Source organism: Oscillospiraceae bacterium (assembly GCA_034925865.1).
In the GTDB taxonomy this organism is placed as follows: domain Bacteria; phylum Bacillota; class Clostridia; order Oscillospirales; family SIG627; genus SIG704.
The window spans coordinates 1-23,614 of record JAYFRN010000037.1; the positions used below are offsets into that span (position 1 = coordinate 1).

Annotated in this window: 17 protein-coding genes; 8 read left to right on the forward strand and 9 right to left on the reverse strand. The window is 42.4% G+C overall.

The features are described 5' to 3' along the window. The 4 genes from VB118_11385 to VB118_11400 form a co-directional block, all read left to right on the forward strand. Nucleotides 1-2,518 (forward strand): hypothetical protein (locus VB118_11385; protein MEA4833203.1); only part of this gene is annotated, 2,518 nt, incomplete at its 5' end. A 176-nt stretch (nt 2,519-2,694) separates the two neighbouring features. After that, the gene (locus VB118_11390) at nt 2,695-5,541 is read left to right on the forward strand and encodes a hypothetical protein (GenBank protein ID MEA4833204.1); all 2,847 of its coding nucleotides are present in this window, start codon (nt 2,695-2,697) and stop codon (nt 5,539-5,541) included. Between the two features lie 347 nt (nt 5,542-5,888). Further along, on the forward strand, nt 5,889-6,029 hold the full coding sequence (locus VB118_11395; GenBank protein ID MEA4833205.1) for a hypothetical protein: 141 nt from the start codon (nt 5,889-5,891) through the stop codon (nt 6,027-6,029). Nucleotides 6,030-6,069: 40 nt separating this feature from the next. Continuing rightward, nucleotides 6,070-7,830: an ABC transporter ATP-binding protein gene (locus tag VB118_11400; GenBank protein MEA4833206.1), complete on the forward strand. Its 1,761-nt coding sequence runs from the start codon at nt 6,070-6,072 to the stop codon at nt 7,828-7,830. 317 nt (nt 7,831-8,147) lie between these two features. Here VB118_11400 and VB118_11405 read toward each other — a convergent pair whose 3' ends face one another. The 8 genes from VB118_11405 to tig form a co-directional block, all read right to left on the reverse strand. Further along, nucleotides 8,148-9,203: a hypothetical protein gene (locus VB118_11405; GenBank protein MEA4833207.1), complete on the reverse strand. Its 1,056-nt coding sequence runs from the start codon at nt 9,201-9,203 to the stop codon at nt 8,148-8,150. Between the two features lie 31 nt (nt 9,204-9,234). Beyond that, nucleotides 9,235-9,783: an ECF transporter S component gene (locus VB118_11410; GenBank protein MEA4833208.1), complete on the reverse strand. Its 549-nt coding sequence runs from the start codon at nt 9,781-9,783 to the stop codon at nt 9,235-9,237. 25 nt (nt 9,784-9,808) lie between these two features. Then, the gene (locus tag VB118_11415; GenBank protein ID MEA4833209.1) at nt 9,809-10,591 is read right to left on the reverse strand and encodes an energy-coupling factor transporter transmembrane component T; all 783 of its coding nucleotides are present in this window, start codon (nt 10,589-10,591) and stop codon (nt 9,809-9,811) included. Between the two features lie 10 nt (nt 10,592-10,601). Then, nucleotides 10,602-11,462: an ATP-binding cassette domain-containing protein gene (locus VB118_11420; GenBank protein MEA4833210.1), complete on the reverse strand. Its 861-nt coding sequence runs from the start codon at nt 11,460-11,462 to the stop codon at nt 10,602-10,604. After that, nucleotides 11,441-12,292, reverse strand: coding sequence for an energy-coupling factor transporter ATPase (locus tag VB118_11425; GenBank protein ID MEA4833211.1), 852 nt, complete (start codon nt 12,290-12,292; stop codon nt 11,441-11,443). The genes VB118_11420 and VB118_11425 overlap by 22 nt, the downstream gene beginning before the upstream one ends. A gap of 395 nt (nt 12,293-12,687) precedes the next feature. Continuing rightward, a complete protein-coding gene (gene clpX / locus VB118_11430) occupies nt 12,688-13,980 on the reverse strand; it encodes an ATP-dependent Clp protease ATP-binding subunit ClpX (GenBank protein MEA4833212.1) in 1,293 nt (430 codons plus the stop codon). 23 nt (nt 13,981-14,003) lie between these two features. Then, nucleotides 14,004-14,588 (reverse strand): ATP-dependent Clp endopeptidase proteolytic subunit ClpP, encoded by a 585-nt coding sequence (clpP, locus tag VB118_11435; GenBank protein MEA4833213.1) that lies wholly within the window; start codon nt 14,586-14,588, stop codon nt 14,004-14,006. Nucleotides 14,589-14,624: 36 nt separating this feature from the next. Continuing rightward, complete coding sequence (gene tig, locus VB118_11440; GenBank protein ID MEA4833214.1) at nt 14,625-15,983, reverse strand: trigger factor; 1,359 nt, start codon at nt 15,981-15,983, stop codon at nt 14,625-14,627. Between the two features lie 308 nt (nt 15,984-16,291). Between tig and VB118_11445 the strand changes: the two genes are divergently transcribed. The 4 genes from VB118_11445 to VB118_11460 all read left to right on the forward strand — a co-directional run bounded on the left by VB118_11445 (nt 16,292) and on the right by VB118_11460 (nt 21,991). Continuing rightward, entirely contained in the window at nt 16,292-16,750 is a 459-nt protein-coding gene (locus VB118_11445) for a hypothetical protein (GenBank protein MEA4833215.1), read from the forward strand. 59 nt (nt 16,751-16,809) lie between these two features. Next, nucleotides 16,810-18,129 (forward strand): aspartate kinase, encoded by a 1,320-nt coding sequence (locus VB118_11450; GenBank protein MEA4833216.1) that lies wholly within the window; start codon nt 16,810-16,812, stop codon nt 18,127-18,129. A gap of 406 nt (nt 18,130-18,535) precedes the next feature. Then, nucleotides 18,536-21,406 (forward strand): hypothetical protein, encoded by a 2,871-nt coding sequence (locus VB118_11455; GenBank protein ID MEA4833217.1) that lies wholly within the window; start codon nt 18,536-18,538, stop codon nt 21,404-21,406. A 240-nt stretch (nt 21,407-21,646) separates the two neighbouring features. Then, a complete protein-coding gene (locus tag VB118_11460; GenBank protein MEA4833218.1) occupies nt 21,647-21,991 on the forward strand; it encodes a type II toxin-antitoxin system PemK/MazF family toxin in 345 nt (114 codons plus the stop codon). Between the two features lie 125 nt (nt 21,992-22,116). On the opposite strand, the gene VB118_11465 is transcribed toward VB118_11460, so the two are convergent. After that, nucleotides 22,117-23,388, reverse strand: a complete 1,272-nt coding sequence (locus VB118_11465; protein MEA4833219.1) for a D-alanyl-D-alanine carboxypeptidase family protein — start codon at nt 23,386-23,388, stop codon at nt 22,117-22,119. Nucleotides 23,389-23,614 lie beyond the last annotated feature (226 nt).

A 23,614-nucleotide genomic window follows, 5' to 3' on the forward strand; every position in this document is an offset into this window, starting at 1 on the left:
AATAGAAGGCTTTGTTCCGTACCCTTACGGAATATACGATGTTTTTGTCAGTAGCGGTGAAAACGGCGTTGATACATACAAGCTGACAATTCCCGAAGCGAGAAGCGAACTATTCACCTGTCACGCATCAGGAAACGAAAGCAAAGAGGCGATGTTCGACGTTACAAACAAAGCGACATATAAAGACGCGGTAATTGCCGAGAGATTTGCTCTACCTCGGACATCGTCGGACGAATTGAATGCAGAAATAATAAAGGATTTCTTTGAATTTGCTGATAAAAACGCCGTGTTTTCGGATAAGCGAGAAGAACTCGCGTATTATGTAAACTATAATATACGCCGGACATACGGACTTGAACGCATCGAGGTGCATTATATAACCTTTGACGAATACGGAAAAAAGAGCGATGAGATAAAGAAATATTTCTGCGAAACAACCACAGGAGCGTATTGGAAAGACGGTGATGTAGAACCAGAGGATATTATAAAAACTCTTGCATTGAATTTCGCAGATCGTCTGCAGATGTTTGTCGGTGATGTATCTGCAGAAAGACCATTGAAATGCGACATATATTCAATTGCCGCCGCGATGTATCTTTGTAAAAGAACAGCAATTGATCCTGTCTCGACAACGTATTATTCCCCACAAGAAATGAATATTACCAATTATGAAACAGAACGGATTTTCGTTGAGCTTTTAGGGATTGATTTTGTGTTGCCGGAGGAAAATCAAAGATACAAAAGCGAAGGAAACTTATATATTACATTAGGTGATGAAAAGAGCAGGTTCAGTATGGGATCTGTCTCCACCGTGCTGAACAGGTCGCTTTCCGAAATAAAAATTATCGGAAACCGGGTAACTGTCGACGCGGTATGTGAATATGCGGCAAGATTTGGATTTTCTTACGGCAAAAAAGCAATGCGTTATGAATTTGAATTCGACGGGCTTGAATTAAAACTGATATCTGCCAGGACGGAAAAGTCCATTAATGATCCTGAACCCGTTACAGTAAAGTTAATTGAAAAATCCCCTGACGGAAAATATGCATCGTTTGACGATGCTGTCCGCGCTGAGCTTGTGTTTGATAATACTGAAGATATTTCTTTTAGCGAATCACTTAAAAAGCAAATCTGCGATTTTGCCCTCGCATATAAAAACATCGCCGGTTCGTGTCTATCAACAGAAAGCATCGATAGTATACCATATAATGACTTTACATTTAATAGTGGATTCAGAATTGAAAGCTGTTGTTTTAACTGTACTCTCGACAACGGCAATAAAGTATGGTTATATACGCTATCCGCCATCCGGTCAACAACCGATAACAAATATAACGTTTATATAATAAAAATCGACGTTTTTACAGATGAAGACCCAACTTATATATCATTGTCTGATGACGGAATAAAAGCTGTGCTTGATAATGATCCGCGCTTCTGCGGGACTTATAATGAGCGTCATTTAGTGTGCGACGGATGGAAAAACGTTGATTTTGGTACTATAATCAAAGAAGCCGGATATGATAAGGTATTAGCATACTGTGGGTTTAACAATAAGGACGCGCTTCCATATATCGCGGTTATCGCCGGAAAATCTATTACAGAAAAACTGGACGGTAAGTTCATATTATATTATAAAAACGTTACTTTAATGTTTTATAATATAGAAACCGGATTATTTTCTGAGAAATGCATTGAATTGAAAGATATTCAAAATATACTCGGTTATAGTCTTAAATCGGATGACGATTATTTATATATTATTTTAACCACAAAAAACGGAGATGAAGAACAAAAAATTAAATATTGTCTTAAATATAACGGTTCCTCTGATCCCAAGCTTATCGAAGGAGAACCCAAAATTGTTTTCGAAGGGGATTCGAATGCTTATTACATTACTTCCATAATAGAAACCGAAAAATGGGTGATAGAAAGAGATTCGGGTGGATCAATTTATACGACGCGAAAATCTGACGGTGAAAAGAAAACATTATACAGTAGTATTCCGTACAAATATGGAGAAAGAGGAACATCAGCACAATTATACAGCATAATATCTGAAAAATACTTAATATATCAAATATTCGGTTGGGAATGGTCGGTCGGTTTCGGAGTGTTTAATCTCGAAACAGAAAAAAACTGGGTGGTTGAATGCGGTGCGTATTTACACGAAATATTCGGTGAATATATCATTCTGCAGGATAATGATGAACTTAAGTATGCCAAAGTCACAGCTCCTTTTGTCCAATTTCTTCTGATAGACAATCTTTGGGAATATGATTCTGTGTATATAGATTCGGAAATGAAACGCTTTTTTGTCTCGCCCGAAAGCTCCGGTTATAAAGCTTATTTATTTGAGGTGTATTATTTTGAAAGGACAAGCGGCAAATGTGTTCCGACGTCTTATTTCAGAATTTACGGTAAGGAAAATGATTGCAGATTCACCCTTACTGGAGGCTATGCGCTGGTTTTCTCATATGACAAAGAGGAATTTATATATAAAAAGCTGTATTATTAAACGGCATTTAAATAAGTCTTGTTTTATAAGAGAGAAAAGCCCATATACCAGAGTCTTTTCTCTCTTTGAGCGGTAATTATTTAAATGCCGAGTTAATAAACGAATGTTGATTATAAAAGCAGATTAGCAGATTTATATATTTAAGAAGTGTTTACGCATAAGAAAGGATTTCATTTATGAAGAATACACGAATTATAACCGCGCTTTTATGCGCAGTAACAGTTTTTTCGCTTATCGCATTCGCTTCATGTTCTCAAAAGCCCTCGTCTGACTCCGGGCTTACCGAAACCGGAGCGGAAACCGGTATCTCTCCGTTGACTGTTCATAAGACAGAACCTTCACCTGATACGGAAGATCCTGAGACTGAGTATTTACCGGAAACCAATAATCCTTTCGAAACCGAAGATTCAACTGAAACAGGAAGCCCTGCTGAAACAGGGAATTCTGTCGAAACAGGACCTGACACAGGCATTCCCTCCGAAACACAAACGGAGGAGCGCGTTCCTCTCACGACAAATCAGTTTGATATGCTCTTTGCGGAGAATGATTCTGAATTTGACGGAGGTGTAAAATTCTCGCTTGACAGATTTCAGATTCATTTACAAGTTGAATCAGATGCGACTTATGAAAAAATAAATGATATTATTGATGAAGAAGATAAAATAATAAATGCAAAATCTTACAGAGACGGAAGTGAGATTCGAAGTTCATACATATGGTCTTGTATTAATGGAAATTTTACATTTGTAAAGATGAATGATGGTTATGATTATAATCCTGAATATGTTTATACGATTTTTTACGACTTATATCATGAAAAGAGACTAAATTTGGAAGAGTCACTCAAAGCTGTGGGATTAACAGAAGTTTTGCTGCGCGAAAAGCTTTCCGCTGCGGGAGTGCAGCTTGGAGAAAACAGCAAAATAGAGGGAATTATGCCTAGTCCATATGGTGAATACAATGTTTATATCAGTAATGATAAAATTAGATCTGTAAAAACTTATACATTAAAAATTCCTGAGGCAAGGAGTGAGTTATTTACCTGTCATGCGTCCGATAGCGAGGATATTGAAGAAACATTTGATGTTATAAACACGGTTATGTTAAAAAATGTTTGCGTAATTGAGCGGTATCGATTACCGAGGACATCGTCAGAAGAGCTCAATACAATTATCACATCTGACTTTTTTAAATTTGCAGACGAAAACGCTGTTTTTTCAGATAAACGAAAAGAACTCGCGTATTATGTAAACTTCAAAATCCGCCGGACATACGGACTTGAGCGCATCGAGGTGCATTATATAACTTTTGATGAATACGGTAGAAAGAGCGATGAAATAAAGAAATATTTCTGCGAAACAACCACTGGGGCGTACTGGAGAGACGGTGATGAAGTACCGGAAGATATAATAAAGACGCTTGCACTTAATTTCACAGATCGTCTGCAGATGTTTGTCGGTGATGTATCGGCAGTGAATCCGTTGAAAACAGATGTAAATTCCGTTGCCGCTGCTATATATCTGACCGGAAGAACTGCAATCGACCCTGCAAAGATATCAGTATATACACATAATTCAAGAAAAATGATAAATATTTCTATTCAAGAGATAAAAAGCATTTTCAGTGATTGTTTTTCAACAGTGTTTGAAATCGGACCGGATAAAATTAACTTTTGCGATAATTATACAATATTAACGCAAAACGACAGTGGTTATCATTTGGAAATCACAAATGCTTCTACTGTATTGAACAGACCGCTTTCCGAAATAGGTATTGTTGGGAACCGGATAACTGTCGACGCGGTATGTGAATATGCGGCAAGATTCGGTTTTACTTACGGCAGAAAAACAATGCATTATGAATTTAAATTCGACGGTCTTGAGTTAAAACTGATATCCGCAAAGACGATAGATGACAGTAAAGAAGAACCGGCATCTTCAGAGAATCATCTCGGATATGGAGAAGGCTGGAATAATACAAATTTGACGGAACAGGTCAAAAAAGCCGGATATGATGTGATAGTCAGATGTCATGAATATGGTATTTCAAACGTATATCCATATGCTCCGATTATAGTGGCTAATAAAAGCAATTACACAATAAATGAAAAAGTTACCGATTGTTATACCGATCTGACGCTGTTGTTTTACAATATTGAGAATAACCGTTTTTGTGAAAAACACTTTAAGATTAATGATAATGATTATACAATAACTGGAGTATCATATCAAATATATAAAAAAATTGATGGTTATATATATATTATAATATCAATGCATTCCTCTGAAGGCAATTTGAATAAAACTTACCGCCTTGAATATGACGGTTCATTTAATCCTTCACTTATTAATGCACAACCTGAATTAATCGATATGGCAGATGGTGAAATATATAACATCCCCACAAAAATTGAAGCCGGAGGATGGGTTGCAGAGCGTGATTCCGACGGATCAATTTATGCTACGAGAATATCCGACGGTGAAAAAAAGGTGTTATATGAGGGTATTCCGGTTGAAATAACTGTAGAGGGGTCAACCGCCGCAAGGCTTTTTGGCGTAATATCAGAAAAATATATCGTATACAGTATATATGGATGGGAATGGTCAATCGGATATGGCGTGTTTAATACCGAAACAGGCACAAACTGGTTGGTTAAAAACGGTAAAAGCTTATACTGTGCGCGAGGGGATTATCTGATACTATTAGATGATACAAATCTTGAATATACAAAAATCACATCTCCTTATGAAACTTTTAATTTGACAGAATATATAAATGAAGGCGACAGTATTTATATTGACGAAAATTTTGAAAATATAACTGTCGTTAATTGGTCAAGCAGTACAAGTGATAATTATCTTGGAATATACACGTTTAAGAGAGAATCAGATAAATTGGTTCCGAAGTCCTTCGACAGAATTACGGGAAATAACGCCGGTGAGCGAGTTATTATATCCGGCGGATATGCTCTTGTGTCTTCTAATGATATGAAAGAATTTATATCTAAAAAGCTGATTTATTGAATGTCAATCTAGTAATATTGCTTGTCATATAGAGAAAAGCCCGAAGACTAAAGCTTTTTCTTATAAAAGCGGGATTATTTATTATTAACTCGGCAATTAAATAATTACCGTTAAAAGAGAGAAAAGTTCTTGTATATGGACTTTTCTCTCTAATAAAACAAGACTTATTTAATTGCCGTTTTAATAACTCGGCATTTAATAACCACTTTGAGAGAGAAAATGCTCTGGCATACGGGATTTTCTCTCATACAAAACAAGGATTAATTAATTACCGTTTAATAAAAATCGAATTATATTACAGTATGAATAATTCGTGGTAATAGTTATGAATACATAAGCGGAAAAGCTTGACGGTATTTGAAAAATATGTTATAACAATATCAATTCTGATGTTCATTTCAATTACCCATGCCCCAATAAATGAATGCGCGGCTTCCGGTCTTTCCGGCGGCCGCGCGGATTTTACAATATTCACAAAACAAAGATAAAACTACAGCAAAGGAGAAGCGGGCGCCGCTTCAATTTAAAATGAAAAAAGAAAGAAACAAGCCCAGGAGCAAATGGATTAAATTTATCTCTTATTACAGACCGTATCTCGGACTGTTTACCTCCGATATGTTTTTCGCTTTTCTGGGAGCGGTGGTGTCCCTTATGATACCGCTTGTCATCAGATACATAACATCCGATGTCATTTTTCGCCCGGAGAGCGAAGCTCTTAAGACGATCATCATGCTTTCCGCACTGATGATCGGTCTGATCCTCGTGGAATGCTACAGCAACTTCTATATGGCATTTTACGGTCATATGATGGGCGCGAAAATGGAATACAATATGCGTTCGGAGATATTCGCGCATTTTCAAAAGCTGCCGAATTCATTTTACGATGACCGAAAGGTCGGAAGCCTTATGTCACGTATTACAAACGACCTTTTTGAAATAAGTGAGCTTTTTCACCATGGGCCGGAGGATATCGTCATATCTATAATAAAGCTTTTTGGTTCGCTTGTTATTTTGATCTCCGTAAACGCGAACCTCGCAGCAGTTGCATTCGCGGTCATTCCCTTCATGATTCTGTTTGCGGTCAAATACAATATTAAGATGAAGCGCGCATTTAAACGCAATCGGGAGAGGATCGCCGAAATAAACGCCGGCATCGAGGACAATCTGTCCGGTATACGGGTCGTCAAGTCATTCGCGAATGAGGATATTGAGCAAAGGAAGTTCACGGAAGGCAACGACCGTTTTCTTGAAAGCAAGAAAGACAGCTATTATTACATGGGCATATATCACGCCGGGCTCGGAGCGTTTACATCGTTTATTAACATTGCGGTTATAGCGACCGGAACGGTGTTTATCACTTTGAAAATCATAGATGTAACTGATCTTATCACGTTTTTGCTATATATAAACAATTTCACCGAACCGGTCAGAAAGCTTATCAATTTTACCGAACAGTTTCAGAACGGAGCGACGGGTTATGAACGTTTTCTCGAAATACTCAATGTCGATCCTCAGATAAAGGATAAACCCGGCGCGGTTGAAATCGGCCGCGCGGACGGAGCCGTCAAATTTCACAATGTAGGATTCCATTATGAAAGCAATAATGCGATGGTGCTCAAAGATATTGATCTTTACGTTTCGGTTGGAGAATATGTCGCTCTTGTCGGACCATCCGGCGTCGGGAAAACGACGCTTTGCAGCCTGATACCGCGTTTTTACGACGTAACCGAAGGCTGTATACTGCTTGATGGCAGGGACATACGCGATATTACGCTTAAAAGCCTTCGCGACAACATAGGAATTGTTCAGCAAGATGTATATCTATTTTCAGGTACTGTTGAGGAAAATATCAGATACGGCCGCCCCGGTGCATCTGATGATGAAATTATAGAGGCTGCGAAAAAGGCAAACGCGCATAATTTCATAATGACTCTACCCGGCGGATATAAAACTGATATCGGTCAGCGTGGAGTGAAGCTTTCAGGCGGACAAAAGCAGAGGATATCCATTGCGCGTGTATTTTTAAAGAATCCGCCGGTGCTTATCTTTGACGAAGCAACCTCATCGCTTGACAACGAAAGCGAACGCGTGGTGCAGGAATCGCTTGAGAAGCTGGCCGAGCACCGCACGACATTTGTCATTGCTCACAGGCTTTCCACAATCAGAAATGCCGAAAGGATTCTCGTTCTCGGAGAGAACGGAATAGCCGAATCCGGCACCCACAATGAACTTATCAAGCTCGGCGGCGTTTACGCATCTCTTTACCGTCTCGCGAGCTGCCAGGAATGAGAGATAGGGGATCAGGGACTTTTTTACGAAAAAGTCCCTGATCCCCCAAAATGCCCCTCTATAAAAAATGCTATTTACAGACAGTCATGTTTATAAGCAGCATTTTATTATTCTCCGTAAAGAAGCAATTTCAATAAGAAAGCTTTGACAACATCTTATTTATATAATACCTGCTGAACAATCATAAAACACATATGACAGTAAAGCACAGAAAATATGAAAACAATGATCGCGCAGGCGGCAATCAATGGATACTTTGACTGGTTTTTCTACTGCCAAAACCTATGCCGTTCGATAACGGCATTATTCAGCGGGCATTATATAACAATATCCGCTCTTTCTTTTACGGAGCATTGTTTAAAATATTCTTCCTCAAGCGGAATCCAGCGGGATTTAAACATTTCAAACAGTTCATCGCTGTTTTTTGAGCGTATGCGGATGCGCTCAAGCTGTTCGTCTTTATCTACATCGCAAAACGCAGATAAATCCGCGTAATCGCTGAATGACGGATGAAAGCTGTACGACCCCTCGACTATGCGCCATTTTGATGCGCTTACATTACGAAGCTCTCCGGGCGTCATCCGGCCGCAGTCAAAGCTTCGATATGAAAAAGCTTCTTCACAAGAAAGCTTCGGAAGGACTTCTGAGGCGAATCTTTCGTAATGGACATTACCGCCCGGCTGTAAAAACCTTTCCTCGGTGCGCAGTTCCGGCGGAAGAAAAAAATCGTCCATGTGAACAACCCCAGCGCCAAGTATATTGCGGAGCTGCTCGGCAATTGTCGTTTTTCCCGCGGCGGCTCGTCCGTCTATCACGATGACATTTGCTCCGGCTTTTTCCGGCAGCGCGGCAAGTTTGACGAGCAGCGGAATTATACGCATAAAATATCCTGACACTATGCGGTATGCCGGATGCTCTTTCTGCCGGTATATATCGCTGTGATGGATGGCACATATACCGTTTTCCTCATACCGCTTTCTGAAGGTGAGCCATTTTTCCGGAGATATGGGTATCACGCCCCGCGTTACAAGCTCCTGCACCGTATCAAGAGAACGAATAAAGCTTGTTTCGGTGCTTTTCACAGTTGAAGAACTCATCATAAACATACGAAAAAGCCATTCACGCGGCATGCATTGCTCTTTCCATACCGGAAGGTTTATACGGCATACATCCTGTGAAATTTGTTCATACAGCTCGCCGTCGCTTTCCGATACGGAATCGTACTCATTATCAAAATACTTTTGCGCCGCGTCTGCATCAGTCAGCAGATGCTCGGCTCCGAAGGCGGCTTGGTAACAGAGCTTTACGATATCCTGCGGCTGCATCGAGGGGTGTTTAATCAGCTGATTTGTCAGATATTCACCGAAATCCATAATTGCTCCTGAATAAGTTTTTGTAAAAGCTTTATATCTGCTTTGGATAACGCGAGGGAATAAGTCTTGCTTTTTCAAGCGCGAAAATTATCGCGGGTATCAGCGCAAGCTGTATAATGATTCCGGGCCAGCAGGTAATGAAATAACTTGCGGTCCATGTTTCTATAGAATACTTTCCCGCGGTAAATATAAGCGCTTTTGCCGCTCCGGCGATTACGCGTCCGATAAGCATGGCGGTAATAAGGCTTATGTATATGTCAATATAATGCTTCTTTGTATGTATAAGCAGCATCATAGCTCCGGCGATAAGTCCGTATATCGCAAGCTCGATCAACATCGGCGGCAGATATGCCATCGGCGGCATACCGGCGATAAGGCTTGAGAGAAGAGGACCTGTTAAGCCGCAAAGCAGTCCGAACTGCCAGCCGCAGATCAGGCCGCAAAGCAGCACCGGTATATGCATAGGGCTGTAAATGATTCCCGCGTCCGGTATCGCGTGAAAGGCCATCGGCAGTACGACACATAAAGCGATGCATACCGCGGTTATAATAGAGAGTTTGATATAAGACATTTTGTTCATATTGAATTCCTCCTGAAATAAATTATTATAAAACTGAAATTTGAATCACAAATACCGAAGTGCATACCGCAAGCGCAGCATAATCTCTCATATGAAGCGGCTCGCGTTTTCGACGGGTGCGGTTGCGGGCGTTGCGATATCCGCGTGCCTCCATTGCCTGAGACAGCTCGTCCGCATGCCGAAACGCGGAAATAAAAATCGGAATGACGAGAGGAGTTATGCTTGCGGCCTTTTCCAAAAGGCGTTTGCTTTCGAAACGTGCTCCTCGCGCAGTTTGTGCCTTTCGTATCGTATCTGTTTCTTCAAGCAGCGTCGGAATGAATTGTATGGCTATGCTGATTATCATCGCCACATCCTCCACAGGCACACGGATAAACTTGAGCGGTTTGATAAGGCTATTAAGCGCAAAGGTTATTTCCGCGGTATCTGTCGTGCAGGTAAATATATTGCTTATTATAATTATAAGCATAACGCGGAGCACCACGTTTGCTCCCTGTACCAGACCGCCGTGTGACAAAGAAAATATCCACCACGAACATATGCGATCTGCGGAATCAAAAAACAATGCGTTCATGAGAAAGATAACGAGAAAAAACAGCCACATTCTATGTACTGAGCCTAAGGTAACTGTAATTGGCAGATTCAATAATAACAGTATGACCGACAATATACAAATGATAAAAAGGTATCTCCATAGAGTTGATGAAGCAATGACCGCGGCAAGCAAAAAAAATGCTCCGACGAGCTTTATTCTGGCGTCAAGGCGGTATAGTAGGGAACAACCGGGGATATATTGACCTGCAGGCATATAGCTCACGCTAATCACCGCCCTTGAGCTTTGATTTTAACGCTTCAAGCAGCTGGTTGTAACCGATGGTGTCCGCAGGAAGCTTAAACCCGCGCTGCATAAGCATGTCAGCGATCAGCCGGGGGGTGCTGACGCCAAGCTTTAGCTTCTTCATTGTGTCTGCATCCGAAAATACTGCTTTTGTTTCTCCGTCCGCGGCAATATGCCCGTTTTCCAGAATGACGAGTCTCCTGGAATACTCCCCATGCATATCCGCGTTGTGAGACACGATTATTACAGTTGTGCCTTCGCGGTTTAATTCCGATACAAGCTTCAAAAAAGCTTCTCGGCCGAGCGGATCAAGTCCGGCAACAGGCTCGTCGAATATAAGAATATCCGGCTTTACCGCAAGGACACCGGCAATCGCAATACGCCGTTTTTCACCTCCGGACAGCGCGAGAGGTGATTGAAGGCGAACTTTTTCAAATTCAAATCCCATTTTCTCTATTGCCCATTTGATACGGTCATTAATTTCTGATTTTGCCAATCCGCTGTGTTTTAGTCCGAAAGCGACGTCTTTTTCAACGGTTGTTTCAAAAAGCTGGCATTCCGGATATTGAAACACAAGCCCCAGTTTGCGGCGAAGCTCGCTTCTGTTATAGCTTTTTAAGTTTATATCCTTTCCGTCAACAAGAATTTCGCCTTTATCCGGGACGAGAAGTCCGGCTATGAGCTGTATCAGAGTGGTTTTTCCGCAGCCGGAACGCCCCATGATCCCGACAAATTCGCCGTCTTCTATTTTAAGGTCGATATCGGACAGAGCTTTTATAAGACCGGCGGCATCGGTTATGTAGGAAAAAGAGACATTTTTTATTTCAATTGCAATCGGCATATTTCCTCCGTCAGCTCCTCATTTGTCAGCGGACAGCGTCCGAGATCAATTCCCGCTGCCTTCAGATCATAATACAGCCGCACAGCAACCGGAGGAATAAGTCCGGCATTATTCATAAGCCCGGCATCTGATAGTATTTCGCGCGGAGAACCGTGAGAAAGAATTCTTCCGCCGTCCATGAGCCAGACGGTATCGGCTATTACAGCTTCCTCGACATAATGCGTTATCATAACTACGGTTTTGCGTTCAATTTTATGAAGCCGGCGAATCATATCAAGCACTTCGTCTCTGCCCTCCGGATCGAGCATGGCCGTTGCTTCGTCAAATATTATTATATCAGGATCGAGGACAAGCACCCCCGCTAGAGCAATTCGCTGCTTCTGACCGCCCGATAATGAATGCGTAGAGCGTTCATTGAAGCTCTCCATTCCTACAAGACGAAGCGCGGCCTCAACCTTCTGTGGGATGATCTCCCTGGGAGTTTCGTAATTTTCGAGTCCAAACGCAATATCGTCATTGATAACCGAGGAGACAAACTGGTTGTCCGGGTTCTGAAAAACCATACCGCATTTGCGTCGCAGCTGCCATATCCCGTTTTCATCGCTCGCATCGATCCCGGATATGGTCAGCTTTCCGTTTTGAAGCCGGAGCAGAGAGTTGAAGTGCTTCACAAGCGTTGATTTTCCGCTTCCGTTTTGACCGAGTATCGCGACAAGCTCTCCCTTTTTGATTTCAATATTCACATTTTCGAGCGCGGGTTTTACACTTGAGTCATATTCGTAGGAATAGCTTATGTCGCTTCCGACAATCAATTGTGCGATTGATGCCATCTCCCTTCGGGCAAAAATAAAAGCCGTGAAAGCAAGGTCTCTCTATCAAGAGACACGCGCCTTCATGGCAGCTGATCAGATATAAATAAAACAAATAAAATCAAAATAAAAATTGCCGTGCAGCTTCAATAATTATTTGCTTGCTAAACGAGCTCCCTTCTGGGAGCATAATTCCTTCGTGGAACAAGCATATTATAACATAAATCGGCGGAAAAAATCAACAATAATTATAACAGTAAATTAAAAAATATAAGAATTGATCTCGGATAATAATAATTTTGATTTATTTCGCTTTTAATAACTTTGATATATTTTGCTCAGAATATAAGCTTTTTAAAAACCCGGAGGGACTTTTTAACAAAAAAAGCCCTCCGGACAAGCTTAACACATAAAATTCAATCGTTATTGCCGAAGCCGACGGCTTTCTGAGGTTCGGGAGAAGGCTTTTGGCGAAGGCCGAAAATATATTGCGGATCGCTTTCGCGTTTTACCGCATCCTGAGTTATAATGACCTTCACGACGTCCGATCTGTCCGGAATTTCATACATGACAGGCTGCATAAACTCTTCCAATATGGATCTCAGTCCACGCGCTCCGGTTTTGCGGTCTTTTGCTATGCGGGCTATCTGCACAAGCGAGTCGGGGGTAAATTCCAATTCGACTCCGTCAAGCTCAAGCAGCTTTTTATATTGCCTTACGAGGCAATTGCGCGGCTCCGCCAGAATTCTGACGAGACTCGCTTCATCAAGCGGATCAAGCGAAACGAGAACCGGAAGACGACCGACAAGCTCGGGGATAAGTCCGTATTTAACCAGATCATGTGATGTAACCTCCCGGAGGATTCCTTTTTCGTCCTTCTGAGCTTTGCTGAGAACGCTTGCGCCGTATCCGATTCCCTGCTTTCCATGCCGGTTTTCGATGATTTCTTCGATTCCGTCGAAAGCTCCGCCGCAGATAAATAGAATATTGGTTGTATTGATTTGTATGAATTCTTGATTGGGATGCTTGCGTCCGCCCTGAGGGGGAACGTTGGCCACGGTGCCCTCGAGAATTTTCAAAAGCGCCTGTTGAACGCCCTCTCCGGAGACATCGCGGGTAATTGACCGGTTTTCAGATTTACGGGAAATTTTATCTATTTCGTCGATATAAATTATTCCCATTTCTGCTCTGTCGATATCGTAATCAGCCGCCTGTATCAGGCGAAGGAGAATGTTTTCGACGTCTTCGCCGACATATCCTGCTTCGGTGAGCGTGGTGGCATCCGAAATCGCAAACGGAACGCGGAGAGTCTTTGCAAGCGTCTGGGCGAGATATGTCTTTCCGACGCCTGTGGGACCGAGCAAAAGAACATTGCTCTTTGAGATTTCGACATCGTCGTTATTCTTTTGAAGGATTCGTTTGTAATGATTGTAAACGGCTACCGAAAGCGCTGTTTTGGCGTTATCCTGGCCGATTACATATTCGTCAAGCGATTCTTTTATTGCCCTGGGTCTTGGCAGAGTTTCCAGAGACAGCTTTCCGGAAATGCGTGATTTACCGTTCATATCTTCAAGGATCATTTGGCAGATACCTATACAGTTATTACAGATATATACATCGTCCGGTCCGGGAATAAGCGTTTTCACCTGTTTCCCGTCTTTGCCGCAAAATGAACAGACGGGGCGCTTTTTGTTATTTTGGGTTGCCATTTAAACTCCTATATGCGCTGTCTTTAAGCGCGTTTTTCGATGACTTTGTCTATGATACCGTATTCCATCGCCTGAGAGGCAGTCATGAAGTTGTCGCGGTCGGTGTCGCGTATTATCTGTTCGAGCGGCTTTCCTGTTATATCGGACAGAATTCTGTTCATTTTTTCTCTTATGGCGATGATATGTTCTGCGTGAATTTTAATATCGCTGGCCTGCCCCTGCATACCCCCGAGAGGCTGATGAATCAATATCTCCGAGTTCGGAAGAGCAAAGCGCTTTCCTTTTGCGCCGGCGGCGAGCAGAAAGGACCCCATACTCGCGGCCATGCCGATACAAATGGTGGATACGTCGCATTTTATATAATTCATCGTATCAAAAATGGCCATGCCGGCGGATATGGAGCCGCCGGGGCTGTTGATGTAAAGGTTTATGTCTTTATCGGGATCCTGGCCTTCGAGGTAAAGCAGCTGAGCAACGATGAGAGTTGCAGTGTAGTCATTGACCTCGTCCGCAAGAAATACTATCCTATCGTTCAGTAAACGCGAATATATGTCATATGCGCGTTCGCTTTTTCCTGTTTGTTCAATTACTGTTGGAATCAGCGGCATAATATATCTCCTTTAAACATATATTTTAATTCAGGATTATTCGTGGTCGTGATCCTCGCCGTGGTGGCATCCGCAGTTTTCGTCATCGCATTCGTGAGAATGCGGCTCAAAGGGCTTTTCGTTAATTTTTGCGGAGTCCTTGACGAGCTTGAGAGCTTTTGATATTTTAAGATCGTTAGCTACTAGCTCTCTATCAAAGTATTCTCTCGCCTTTTCGTCCTCAATTTTATATTCGGAAGCGAGACGTGCGTATTCTTCGTCAGTCTCCCCGTCGCCGATAGCAATGTCTTCGAGCTTTGCGATTTTTTCAAGGGCAAGACGGACTTTTACTGAACGCTCTGCCTGAGGACGAAATTCTTCCTTGAGCTTTTCGGCGGTCATTCCGGTATAATTGAGATACATGTCAAGGCTGATGCCCTGAGACTGCATTCTGTATGTGTAATCGTTGTAGAGGTGTTCAACCTCGTCGTCGATCATGCAAGCCGGAATATCCGCGGTCATGCCGCTGACAAGCTTGGAAAGAAGCGCGTTTTCAAACGCGTTGTCGCTCTGAGAATCATATCTCTTCTGTATATTAGCCTTAATATCGGCTTTGTATGCGTCGAGTGTATCAAAATCTGATGCTTCCTTGGCAAATTCATCGTCAAGTTCAGGAAGCTCAGTATATTCTATGCCGTTGAGGGTCACTTTGAAACAAGCGGCTTTGCCTTTAAGCTCCTCCGCATGATATTCCTCCGGGAACGTCACATTTACGTCAAAGCTGTCGCCAATGGAATGACCGATAATCTGATCCTCAAATCCCGGTATAAAGCTGTTAGAGCCGAGCTTAAGATGATGTCCGTCGGCTTTTCCGCCGTCAAACGGAACACCGTCTACACTGCCTTCATAATCAATTACAGCGGTGTCGCCGGACTGTGCGGCGCGGTCGCTTACTTCAATTGTGCGGCCGTTGCGTTGTCTTGCGTTTTCAAGTTCAAGGGCAATATCCTCGTCTGACACGGCACGGATGATCTTTTCGGTTTCGATGTTTTTATATTCGCCAAGAATAACTTCGGGCTTTACGAAATAATTGGCTATTACTTCAACGCCTTCGTCTCCGATCTCGCCAAGTTCTATGTCGGGGCGAGAAACCGCTTCAATACCGGATTCCTTGAGAGCATCGGTGAGAACGCCAGGAAGCAGCTTGTCAAGGGCTTCCTCATAAAAGAATCCCTTACCATACATTTTTTCAATTATACTTTTCGGAGCTTTGCCTTTACGGAAGCCGGGCACATTTATTTTGCCGACGTTCTTTTTATATGCCGCCGATACCGCCGCGTCAAAATCCGCTTTCGGTATGCTGAGCCTGAGTTCGGTCTTATTATCTTTACCGGGCGTAACCTTCAATAATGCCATTGTGTTAAAATACCTTCCTGCCGCCGCAAAAGGAAAGATCCGGCGGCATCCTTTCATATATTGTCATACCATTCAATTCTAATCGAAACAGGATAAAATGTCAATATCAAAAAGTGAGTTATATTATATTTTAAATGAGACTTTTTATGAATATTTGATAAATATTCCCGTTTTGCCGCTTATTATTTGAATATCTACGCGTTAATAATATTCTGCGCGGTATTGGTAAAAGCAATTAATGTATTGTTTAATTTGTATAAAATCGATTATATGCTGTCATATTATATACGGAAGGAATATAATACAATATGAAAACGAAACCAGACGCATATCACACATTGCCTCCGCAGCTTTTGCCGCCTGATACCGTAAAACAGCGCGGAAGCCTTGCCGGTCATGTATTTGTCGAAGAATGCCGCCGAGGAAGGCCGGATGGAACACGCGGATATACCGTGCGGACGCCGAAGGTGGAGGAAACATATCCGGAAGCTCTGGAATTCAATACTCTTTTTGAGCATGCCGCGTCGGAATTTATTACATATTTCAATAAAATCTGCGTCTTGATTCAAGAAGAAAATAAATCCTGTAAAAAAGGGTTGTACGGCGCTATGTTTTTCGAGCTTTCAGAAGGAAAACGCAGCTTTAAAATAAAGGTGACATCACGGATAATCGGAGCCGGAAGGAATAGAGAGGAGCCTTTGTCCGGAATTGAAAGCCTTGCTTTCGGAAAACAAAATCTAGTGCTGCTTTCCAGAAAAAAGTATTGACAAAATCATCTGATTAATTTATACTTAATCATTATTATTTTTTCGAAATGGTACAAATTATGCAACTTAAAGTCAGTAAATTCGGCGGCTCCTCGCTTGCGGACGCCGCGCAATTCAAAAAAGTCTATGATATAGTAATGTCCGATCCGTCGCGCAGATTTATTGTTCCGTCCGCGCCGGGGAAACGGTTTTCAAAAGATAAGAAAGTTACCGATATGCTGTACGAGTGTTACAAAACAGCAAGCTCGGGCGGTTCTATCGACGCGCTTTTTGCAGAGATAACATCCCGGTACAATGAGATAATCGCCGGATTAGAGCTAAAGCTTGATTTGACTCGCGAATTTGAACGCATAAAAGGCTCGTTCTACGTAAACGCAGGCCGTGATTATGCGGCAAGCCGCGGAGAATACCTCAACGGTAAAATTCTCGCGGCTTATCTCGGCTATGACTTTATCGATGCCGGAGATGTCGTGTTTTTCCGCTTTGACGGCAGCTTTGACGATGAGAAAACATACAGCGTTATGTCAAAAACGCTTTCCGAACATCGCTGTGCCGTAATACCGGGCTTCTACGGATCAATGCCCAACGACACCATAAAGACATTTTCACGCGGCGGCAGCGATATAACCGGTTCGATTGTCGCAAGGGCGGCGGGCGCGGAGCTTTATGAAAACTGGACAGATGTGTCAGGCTTTCTGATGGCCGATCCGCGGATTATCTCGTCTCCGAAAGTGATCGATTATATAACATATCATGAGCTTCGCGAGCTTTCTTATATGGGCGCTACCGTTTTACACGAAGATGCCGTTTTCCCTGTCAGAAAGGTCGGCATTCCGATCAATATCCGGAACACGAACGCTCCGGATGAGCCCGGCACCATGATTGTCACGGAAATTCCGGAAGGGAACAGTATAGGCAATATAACGGGCATCGCGGGCAAAAAGGGCTTTTCCGCTGTAAATATTGAAAAAGACATGATGAACAACGAGCTCGGCTTCGGACGCAGGGTGTTGTACGCGTTCGAGAAAAACGGGATATCGTTTGAGCATCTGCCCAGCGGAATTGATACGATGAGCATTATAGTATCTACCGCGGCAATCGAAGATAAAAAACAACAGCTCATGCGTGATATCTGCGAAATTGTGAATCCGGATCATATTACGATAGAGACCGGACTTGCGCTTGTTGCTGTCGTCGGACGCGGTATGGTCAGAACTAAAGGTACGGCGAGCAGAATATTTACCGCCGTATATAAAAACAACGTAAATATTAAAATGATCGATCAGGGTTCGAGCGAGCTCAATATTATACTCGGAGTAAACGAAGATGATTTCGAAACCGCGATGAGATCAATATACGAGGAATTTGCAAAGGAATAATTTGATAGATTGAAACGTGGGAAGCCGAACATGCTTCCCGCGCTTTTTTATGCGCATTAAAAAACCGATCAAATCTACATACATTTTCACTATTATGTCCTGATAAGTGAAATAATACGTAAATACATTAAAATCAAAGTGTTTGTATGACTTGAATTGTTAAATTAATATGCAGTAAGTATTGACAATATTTTTTTATATCTGTATAATGAAATCAAAATGTATGTCTATATTATTCGGCAATAAAACACACATATCTTCACGGTATAACTTAGATTTTTATTATTAACTCGGCATTTAAATAATTACCGCTAAAGAGAGAAAAGACTCTGGTATATGGGCTTTTCTCTCTTATAAAACAAGACTTATTTAAATGCCGAGTTAATAATCGAGGAAGGTATTCTATATGAACAGAAAAGCAATATGTATATTTATCATTTTAATATTGATTGCCGGAATTCTCCCGATAGAATCCGGCGCGGAGGCTGATGTGTTGTTTACAAGCAATTTCGAAAAAGGTCTTGCCGCCGACGGATGGTCGCTCTCAAATCCCTCTTCTCCGCTCGGAGACAATATTCATATTATTGATTCTCAATATACCGGCACACTGAAGCACGGTGAAATTGCGGATGGCTGTGTTGAGCTTTTCGTAAAAAACGGAGTCAATTCCGGAGTATATATGAGTGCTGCCACAAAAGCGATAAAAGGCGAATGGTATGCTGAGATAACGATGAACATAGTATCGCTTATGAAATATTATGTCGATTACGGCTGGAGAGGGCTTTGCCTCCGCGTATATGATTCCGAAGGACGCGATACTCATATTGTTTTCAGGAAAGATGGAATATTTCAAGTAAAAAACACGAACGGAAATATTCGCGAAGCCCTTGCGTTTGATTATCCGGATGACGGGAAAATGCATACATACGGATTTTATAACGACGGTATAGGCAATATTACATATTCACTTGACGGTATTATTTTAGGCAGCCGTCATTCGAATGCGCTTTCAGAAACGAAAAATTCAATAGTATTGGGCGTGGACGCATGGAACGAGGAGACAGAAAATTCTTCGGATATGCTTGTGATACTCGATTCTGTTAAAATATTCTCCGGGAAGCCGGGCTGGCTCAAACCGATAGCCGGCATATCTCAGGTTTCTTTGACGCCCGATTCCGTATATAATGATATCAACGTTTCAGCGACTGTTGTTGATTTTGAAAAATACAGCGGAACTCTTGATGTAGAAGCTACTCTGTGTAAAACGGACGGAACCGAGCTTTCTTCACAGTCAAAAAAGCTTTCAGATACCGACGGTTACGCGGCTTACCGGTTCAAAATGTCCGGATCCGAATATCCGGACAGAGGCGAATATATTCTCAAATTCAAAGTCAAAGATGAAATCGCCGTAATATCGGAATTTGCGAAACGCATATTTCTTCCGCAAAAGGCGGCTGTTCTGGCCCCTTCAAAGAAGAGCGTTGATTCATCAGACGGCATCACCTATATTCTGACCGATTTGTTACAGTATCTTCCGCAGGATTCATCTTGGGAAACGGGGAAGTACACAGTAAACGGATTCGATGGCGAGTATTTTTGGATATATGGAAAAAACGGAAAATCCGAGTTTAATGTGCCTTTGAAAGCGTCAGGAAAATATGCGCTTTCTGTCGGATACTTTAACATTGACGGAAATTTTAAATATTACGGCTCTTCGGAAAAAGCGATAGCGTCAGTCTCGCTTTCAAAATTTTCCGGAGCTCCCGGTTCATTTATACGTGAAGCATATCTGGGTGTCGTGGATTTTAACGGAGGCAATATAGGCAAATTTGTTTCCGCCGGAAAACTCGCGTATATAAGGCTGCGCCCAATTATATCGGACGAGGAGCTTGATGCACTGAACGAAGAATATGACGGCGAAAAACGGCTGATATTGAACAACGACGGCTGGAGTTCGTATCCGGAATATACTTCCGAAGAACAGCTTGTACAAAGAGTGCTCACACAGCACAACGACAGATATGCGTATATGGTCGATTGGTCACTTGGCGATATTTTTGCTTCAAATGATTTTTCCGAGCTTTTGGGCAATCCTTATTCCCGCCTTACCGACAGTGATATGAACGGATGGCGTCAGATAGATCATGACATGAAAAACTCCATTCTGAATTTCATTGACAAAGGCGTTTCGCCTGCGAAAGTGCTGCTCGATGCCGTAGCAGACAATACGCCGAAGGTCGGATTTGCGTTGAGAGCGATCGCGGATTATACAAGCCTCAATTCTGTCCTCCTCAAGGGCAGAGACAGAATGCGCGTCAAAAATTACGACGGCTCAGATCAGAATTGTATGAGCTATTATTACACTGAAGTTCAGGATTTCATCATTGAAAGAGTAAAAGATGCGTTGTCGGTTGACGGCAGAGGAAAACAGGCTGAAAGCTTCACCTTTGATTTGGCGAGATATCCGTACAATCTTGGCTATGAAATAGAACCATATATGAAGGAAAAATACGGATTTGGCATATCGGGAAAAGAACGCCTGTTCGGTGATGAGCTTAAAGCCTATAATAAGGCCAAGAGTGAAATAATGAACGCCTTCATGACCCGCCTGCGCGAAGCGACAAAAGGCGTTAAATTAATGGTAAGATTCGAGTATGATACTATTGAAAAATACGGGCTTGATATTGAATACTGGGTCAAAAATGGCCTTGTCGATGTCATTATTCCCGGAAAGATCAGCTATGAAGATTTCGGAGATTATTCATACTACGCAAAGCTTGTTGAAAATACCGGAGTAACACTATACGGAGGCATCACATCTGATCTTGACGGTCAGGATCTGACTGCTCAGGAAGAACAGCTGATGAATTCGGGCGTTTCGGTAAATATATACAACTCTACGGTCAATACGGAACAGTATTATACAAGGGCATACCGATTGTACAAGCTCGGATGCGAAAAACTGTATATCTTCAACAACTGGAATGCAACCGATATTCCCGACGATCTGGGAAACAAAAATGCCGTATATCGCTATAATTTGTTTAAATATCCCTGCGATTGCGTTACTTCAGGGGCAAAATTCGGGGAGAAGCTCGGCGATGTAACAGAAGCGATCATCGCTCAGGCATATGCGAACAGTGATGATACCCCGGAGGACGGAATCAATGCTGTTCCGGTCGCAGTAAAATGGGCAATAGGCATAGCAGCGGCCGCAATATGTGCCGCAGCCGCGGTATTGCTTGTCCTGCGCAAAAAACGAAACAAGCGGATATAACATGTTATTCACACAACATTGTTCAGCAAAAATAAAATAAATATTTTCGTCCGAACTTGCGCGGTATGCGTCGGTTCGGACGTTTTTTTTGCGTTTCCATATAAACAGAAAAGGGCGAATTCAGACGAACAATGTCAAAATTCGGGATCCGGGAATATAATAAAGTGGGACTGAATAAAGGATGTCAAAACGGAAAAAATATCTATACAGCAAAAACAAAATGAAAGGATACGAAATAATATGACCGTAAAACGCGGAGATATTTACTATGCTGATCTAAGCCCTGTTGTCGGCAGCGAACAGGGCGGTATACGTCCCGTGGTAATCGTGCAAAATGACATTGGCAACCGTCACAGCCCGACGGTCATCGCGGCGGCAATAACAAGCCGGACTGATAAAACGCGCCTGCCTACCCATATAGAGGTCTACGCGGATAAATACGGATTGGAAAAAGATTCGGTTATATTGCTTGAACAGGTACGCACCATAGACAAAACGCGTCTTAAGGAGCGAATGGGACACCTCGAGGACGACCTTATGCAGAAAGTCAACGAGGCGCTGAACATAAGCATGGGTCTGATTTGAGCTTCGGTTTGAGCAATGAGTTTTTCTCCTGACTCGTAACAAGAATATTCATTATAATTTACCACCATAAAAAGATCGGGCGCCGTATCATACGGCGCCCGGATTTATTTATAAATGTCAGCTTATCAAACGCTGCTTTTGATTAATTCTTTGAAGATCTCCCAAAATGAAAGTTTTCTGACGCTGTCAGCCGAAACAATGGGAGCTTCATATATAATTTTGCCTTCTGATTCATAGATTACACGGCCGATTATCTGTCCCTTATCTACCGGTGCGGTAAGTTCATGGCTCATTTCCGTGCGGCATGTGATCTTGCTTATGTCGCTTTTTTTACACAGAAGCCCGCCGAACAACGCTTCGGGTTTTATGGAATCCGTTATACCGCCCCATACCTTTGTTTGCGGCAGCTCAATACCTTCAGGCTTGAATACGGCGTAATTGGCGAATCCGTAATTCAGCATTTCCTTTGCGTCGGAAAAACGTTCGTCGCTCGTTTCGCCGTGAAGCACAACGGCGATAAGATGCAATCCGTTTTTCTTTGCCGATGCCGATACGCAGAATTTCGATTTTGATGTATATCCCGTTTTAAGTCCGGTTGTGTCCTTATAAAAGCGGACAAGCTTATTTGTATTTACAAGTCCGAACTTTCCTCCGCGTATAGAATCCATCCAAAGCGTTGTAAATTCAAGAATCTTGCTGTGCTTTAAAAGCTCGCAGGACATTTTCGCGACATCGCGTGCCGATGAAAGATGAACTTCATTGTCGTCAAGGCCGGTGACATTAATAAATGATGTATTAGTCATGCCCAATGCCGCGGCCTTTGCGTTCATCCTTTCCACAAAGGCTTCTTCGCTTCCTGCGATATGCTCCGCAAGCGCGAGCGCGGCGTCGTTTGCGGAAGCCATGGCGATCGATTTGATCATATCATGGGCGCTCATCTGCTCTCCGGACGAGAGAAAAGTCTGGCTGCCTCCCATTGAGGCCGCCTTATCGCTGACTGTTATCATATCTTCATATTTTAATATGCCGTCGTCAAGAGCCTCCATTACGAGCAAAAGCGTCATTATTTTGGTTACTGACGCGATAGGCATACGCTCGTCGGCATTTTTTTCATAAAGCACCGTTCCCGTATCGGCATGCACGAGAATGGCCGACGGACATTTTACAGATACCGGCACGGAGGTTGGTTCCGCAGATTTTGATACAATATCAGAATCATTATCCGCGGTTAATTCTCCGTCCGATTGTTCTTCGGAAGCTGCGATACCGGTTAATTCCGTCATATCACACCATTCGTAATAAGTGGGTATATCTCCGGCGGAAGCCGGAACGCAGAATAGAAAAAGAACGGCGAGTATTAACGGAAATGTTTTGACAGTAATTTTCCTGATATTCACAATAATCAACTCCGTATATGATATTTGTAAAGGCAGCCTCTAAAAACACTAATTTCCGCGGCATCGTATTCAAAAATTAATTGCTCAACAGCAACCTTTTCTTCTCATTTTATTGCGGTTTATAGTTATTAGAGGTTCTTTAAAATAATATGCGGAGAATTGATATGTTATTCCATTGCTTTATTATTTACGCATTTATAAACAAAAAGAAAATGCTCCGACATAT

Excerpts from the sequence above, each read along its gene's own strand:
- VB118_11410 (MEA4833208.1), bottom strand. The coding sequence starts at position 9,783 with ATGAACAAAATGTCTTATATCAAACTCTCTATTATAACCGCGGTATGC.
- VB118_11425 (MEA4833211.1), bottom strand. The coding sequence starts at position 12,292 with ATGGCATCAATCGCACAATTGATTGTCGGAAGCGACATAAGCTATTCC.
- VB118_11400 (MEA4833206.1), top strand. The coding sequence starts at position 6,070 with ATGAAAAAAGAAAGAAACAAGCCCAGGAGCAAATGGATTAAATTTATC.
- VB118_11415 (MEA4833209.1), bottom strand. The coding sequence starts at position 10,591 with ATGCCTGCAGGTCAATATATCCCCGGTTGTTCCCTACTATACCGCCTT.
- VB118_11405 (MEA4833207.1), bottom strand. The coding sequence starts at position 9,203 with ATGGATTTCGGTGAATATCTGACAAATCAGCTGATTAAACACCCCTCG.
- clpP (MEA4833213.1), bottom strand. The coding sequence starts at position 14,588 with ATGCCGCTGATTCCAACAGTAATTGAACAAACAGGAAAAAGCGAACGC.
- clpX (MEA4833212.1), bottom strand. The coding sequence starts at position 13,980 with ATGGCAACCCAAAATAACAAAAAGCGCCCCGTCTGTTCATTTTGCGGC.
- VB118_11455 (MEA4833217.1), top strand. The coding sequence starts at position 18,536 with ATGAACAGAAAAGCAATATGTATATTTATCATTTTAATATTGATTGCC.
- VB118_11460 (MEA4833218.1), top strand. The coding sequence starts at position 21,647 with ATGACCGTAAAACGCGGAGATATTTACTATGCTGATCTAAGCCCTGTT.
- VB118_11450 (MEA4833216.1), top strand. The coding sequence starts at position 16,810 with ATGCAACTTAAAGTCAGTAAATTCGGCGGCTCCTCGCTTGCGGACGCC.
- VB118_11420 (MEA4833210.1), bottom strand. The coding sequence starts at position 11,462 with ATGCCGATTGCAATTGAAATAAAAAATGTCTCTTTTTCCTACATAACC.
- tig (MEA4833214.1), bottom strand. The coding sequence starts at position 15,983 with ATGGCATTATTGAAGGTTACGCCCGGTAAAGATAATAAGACCGAACTC.
- VB118_11390 (MEA4833204.1), top strand. The coding sequence starts at position 2,695 with ATGAAGAATACACGAATTATAACCGCGCTTTTATGCGCAGTAACAGTT.
- VB118_11445 (MEA4833215.1), top strand. The coding sequence starts at position 16,292 with ATGAAAACGAAACCAGACGCATATCACACATTGCCTCCGCAGCTTTTG.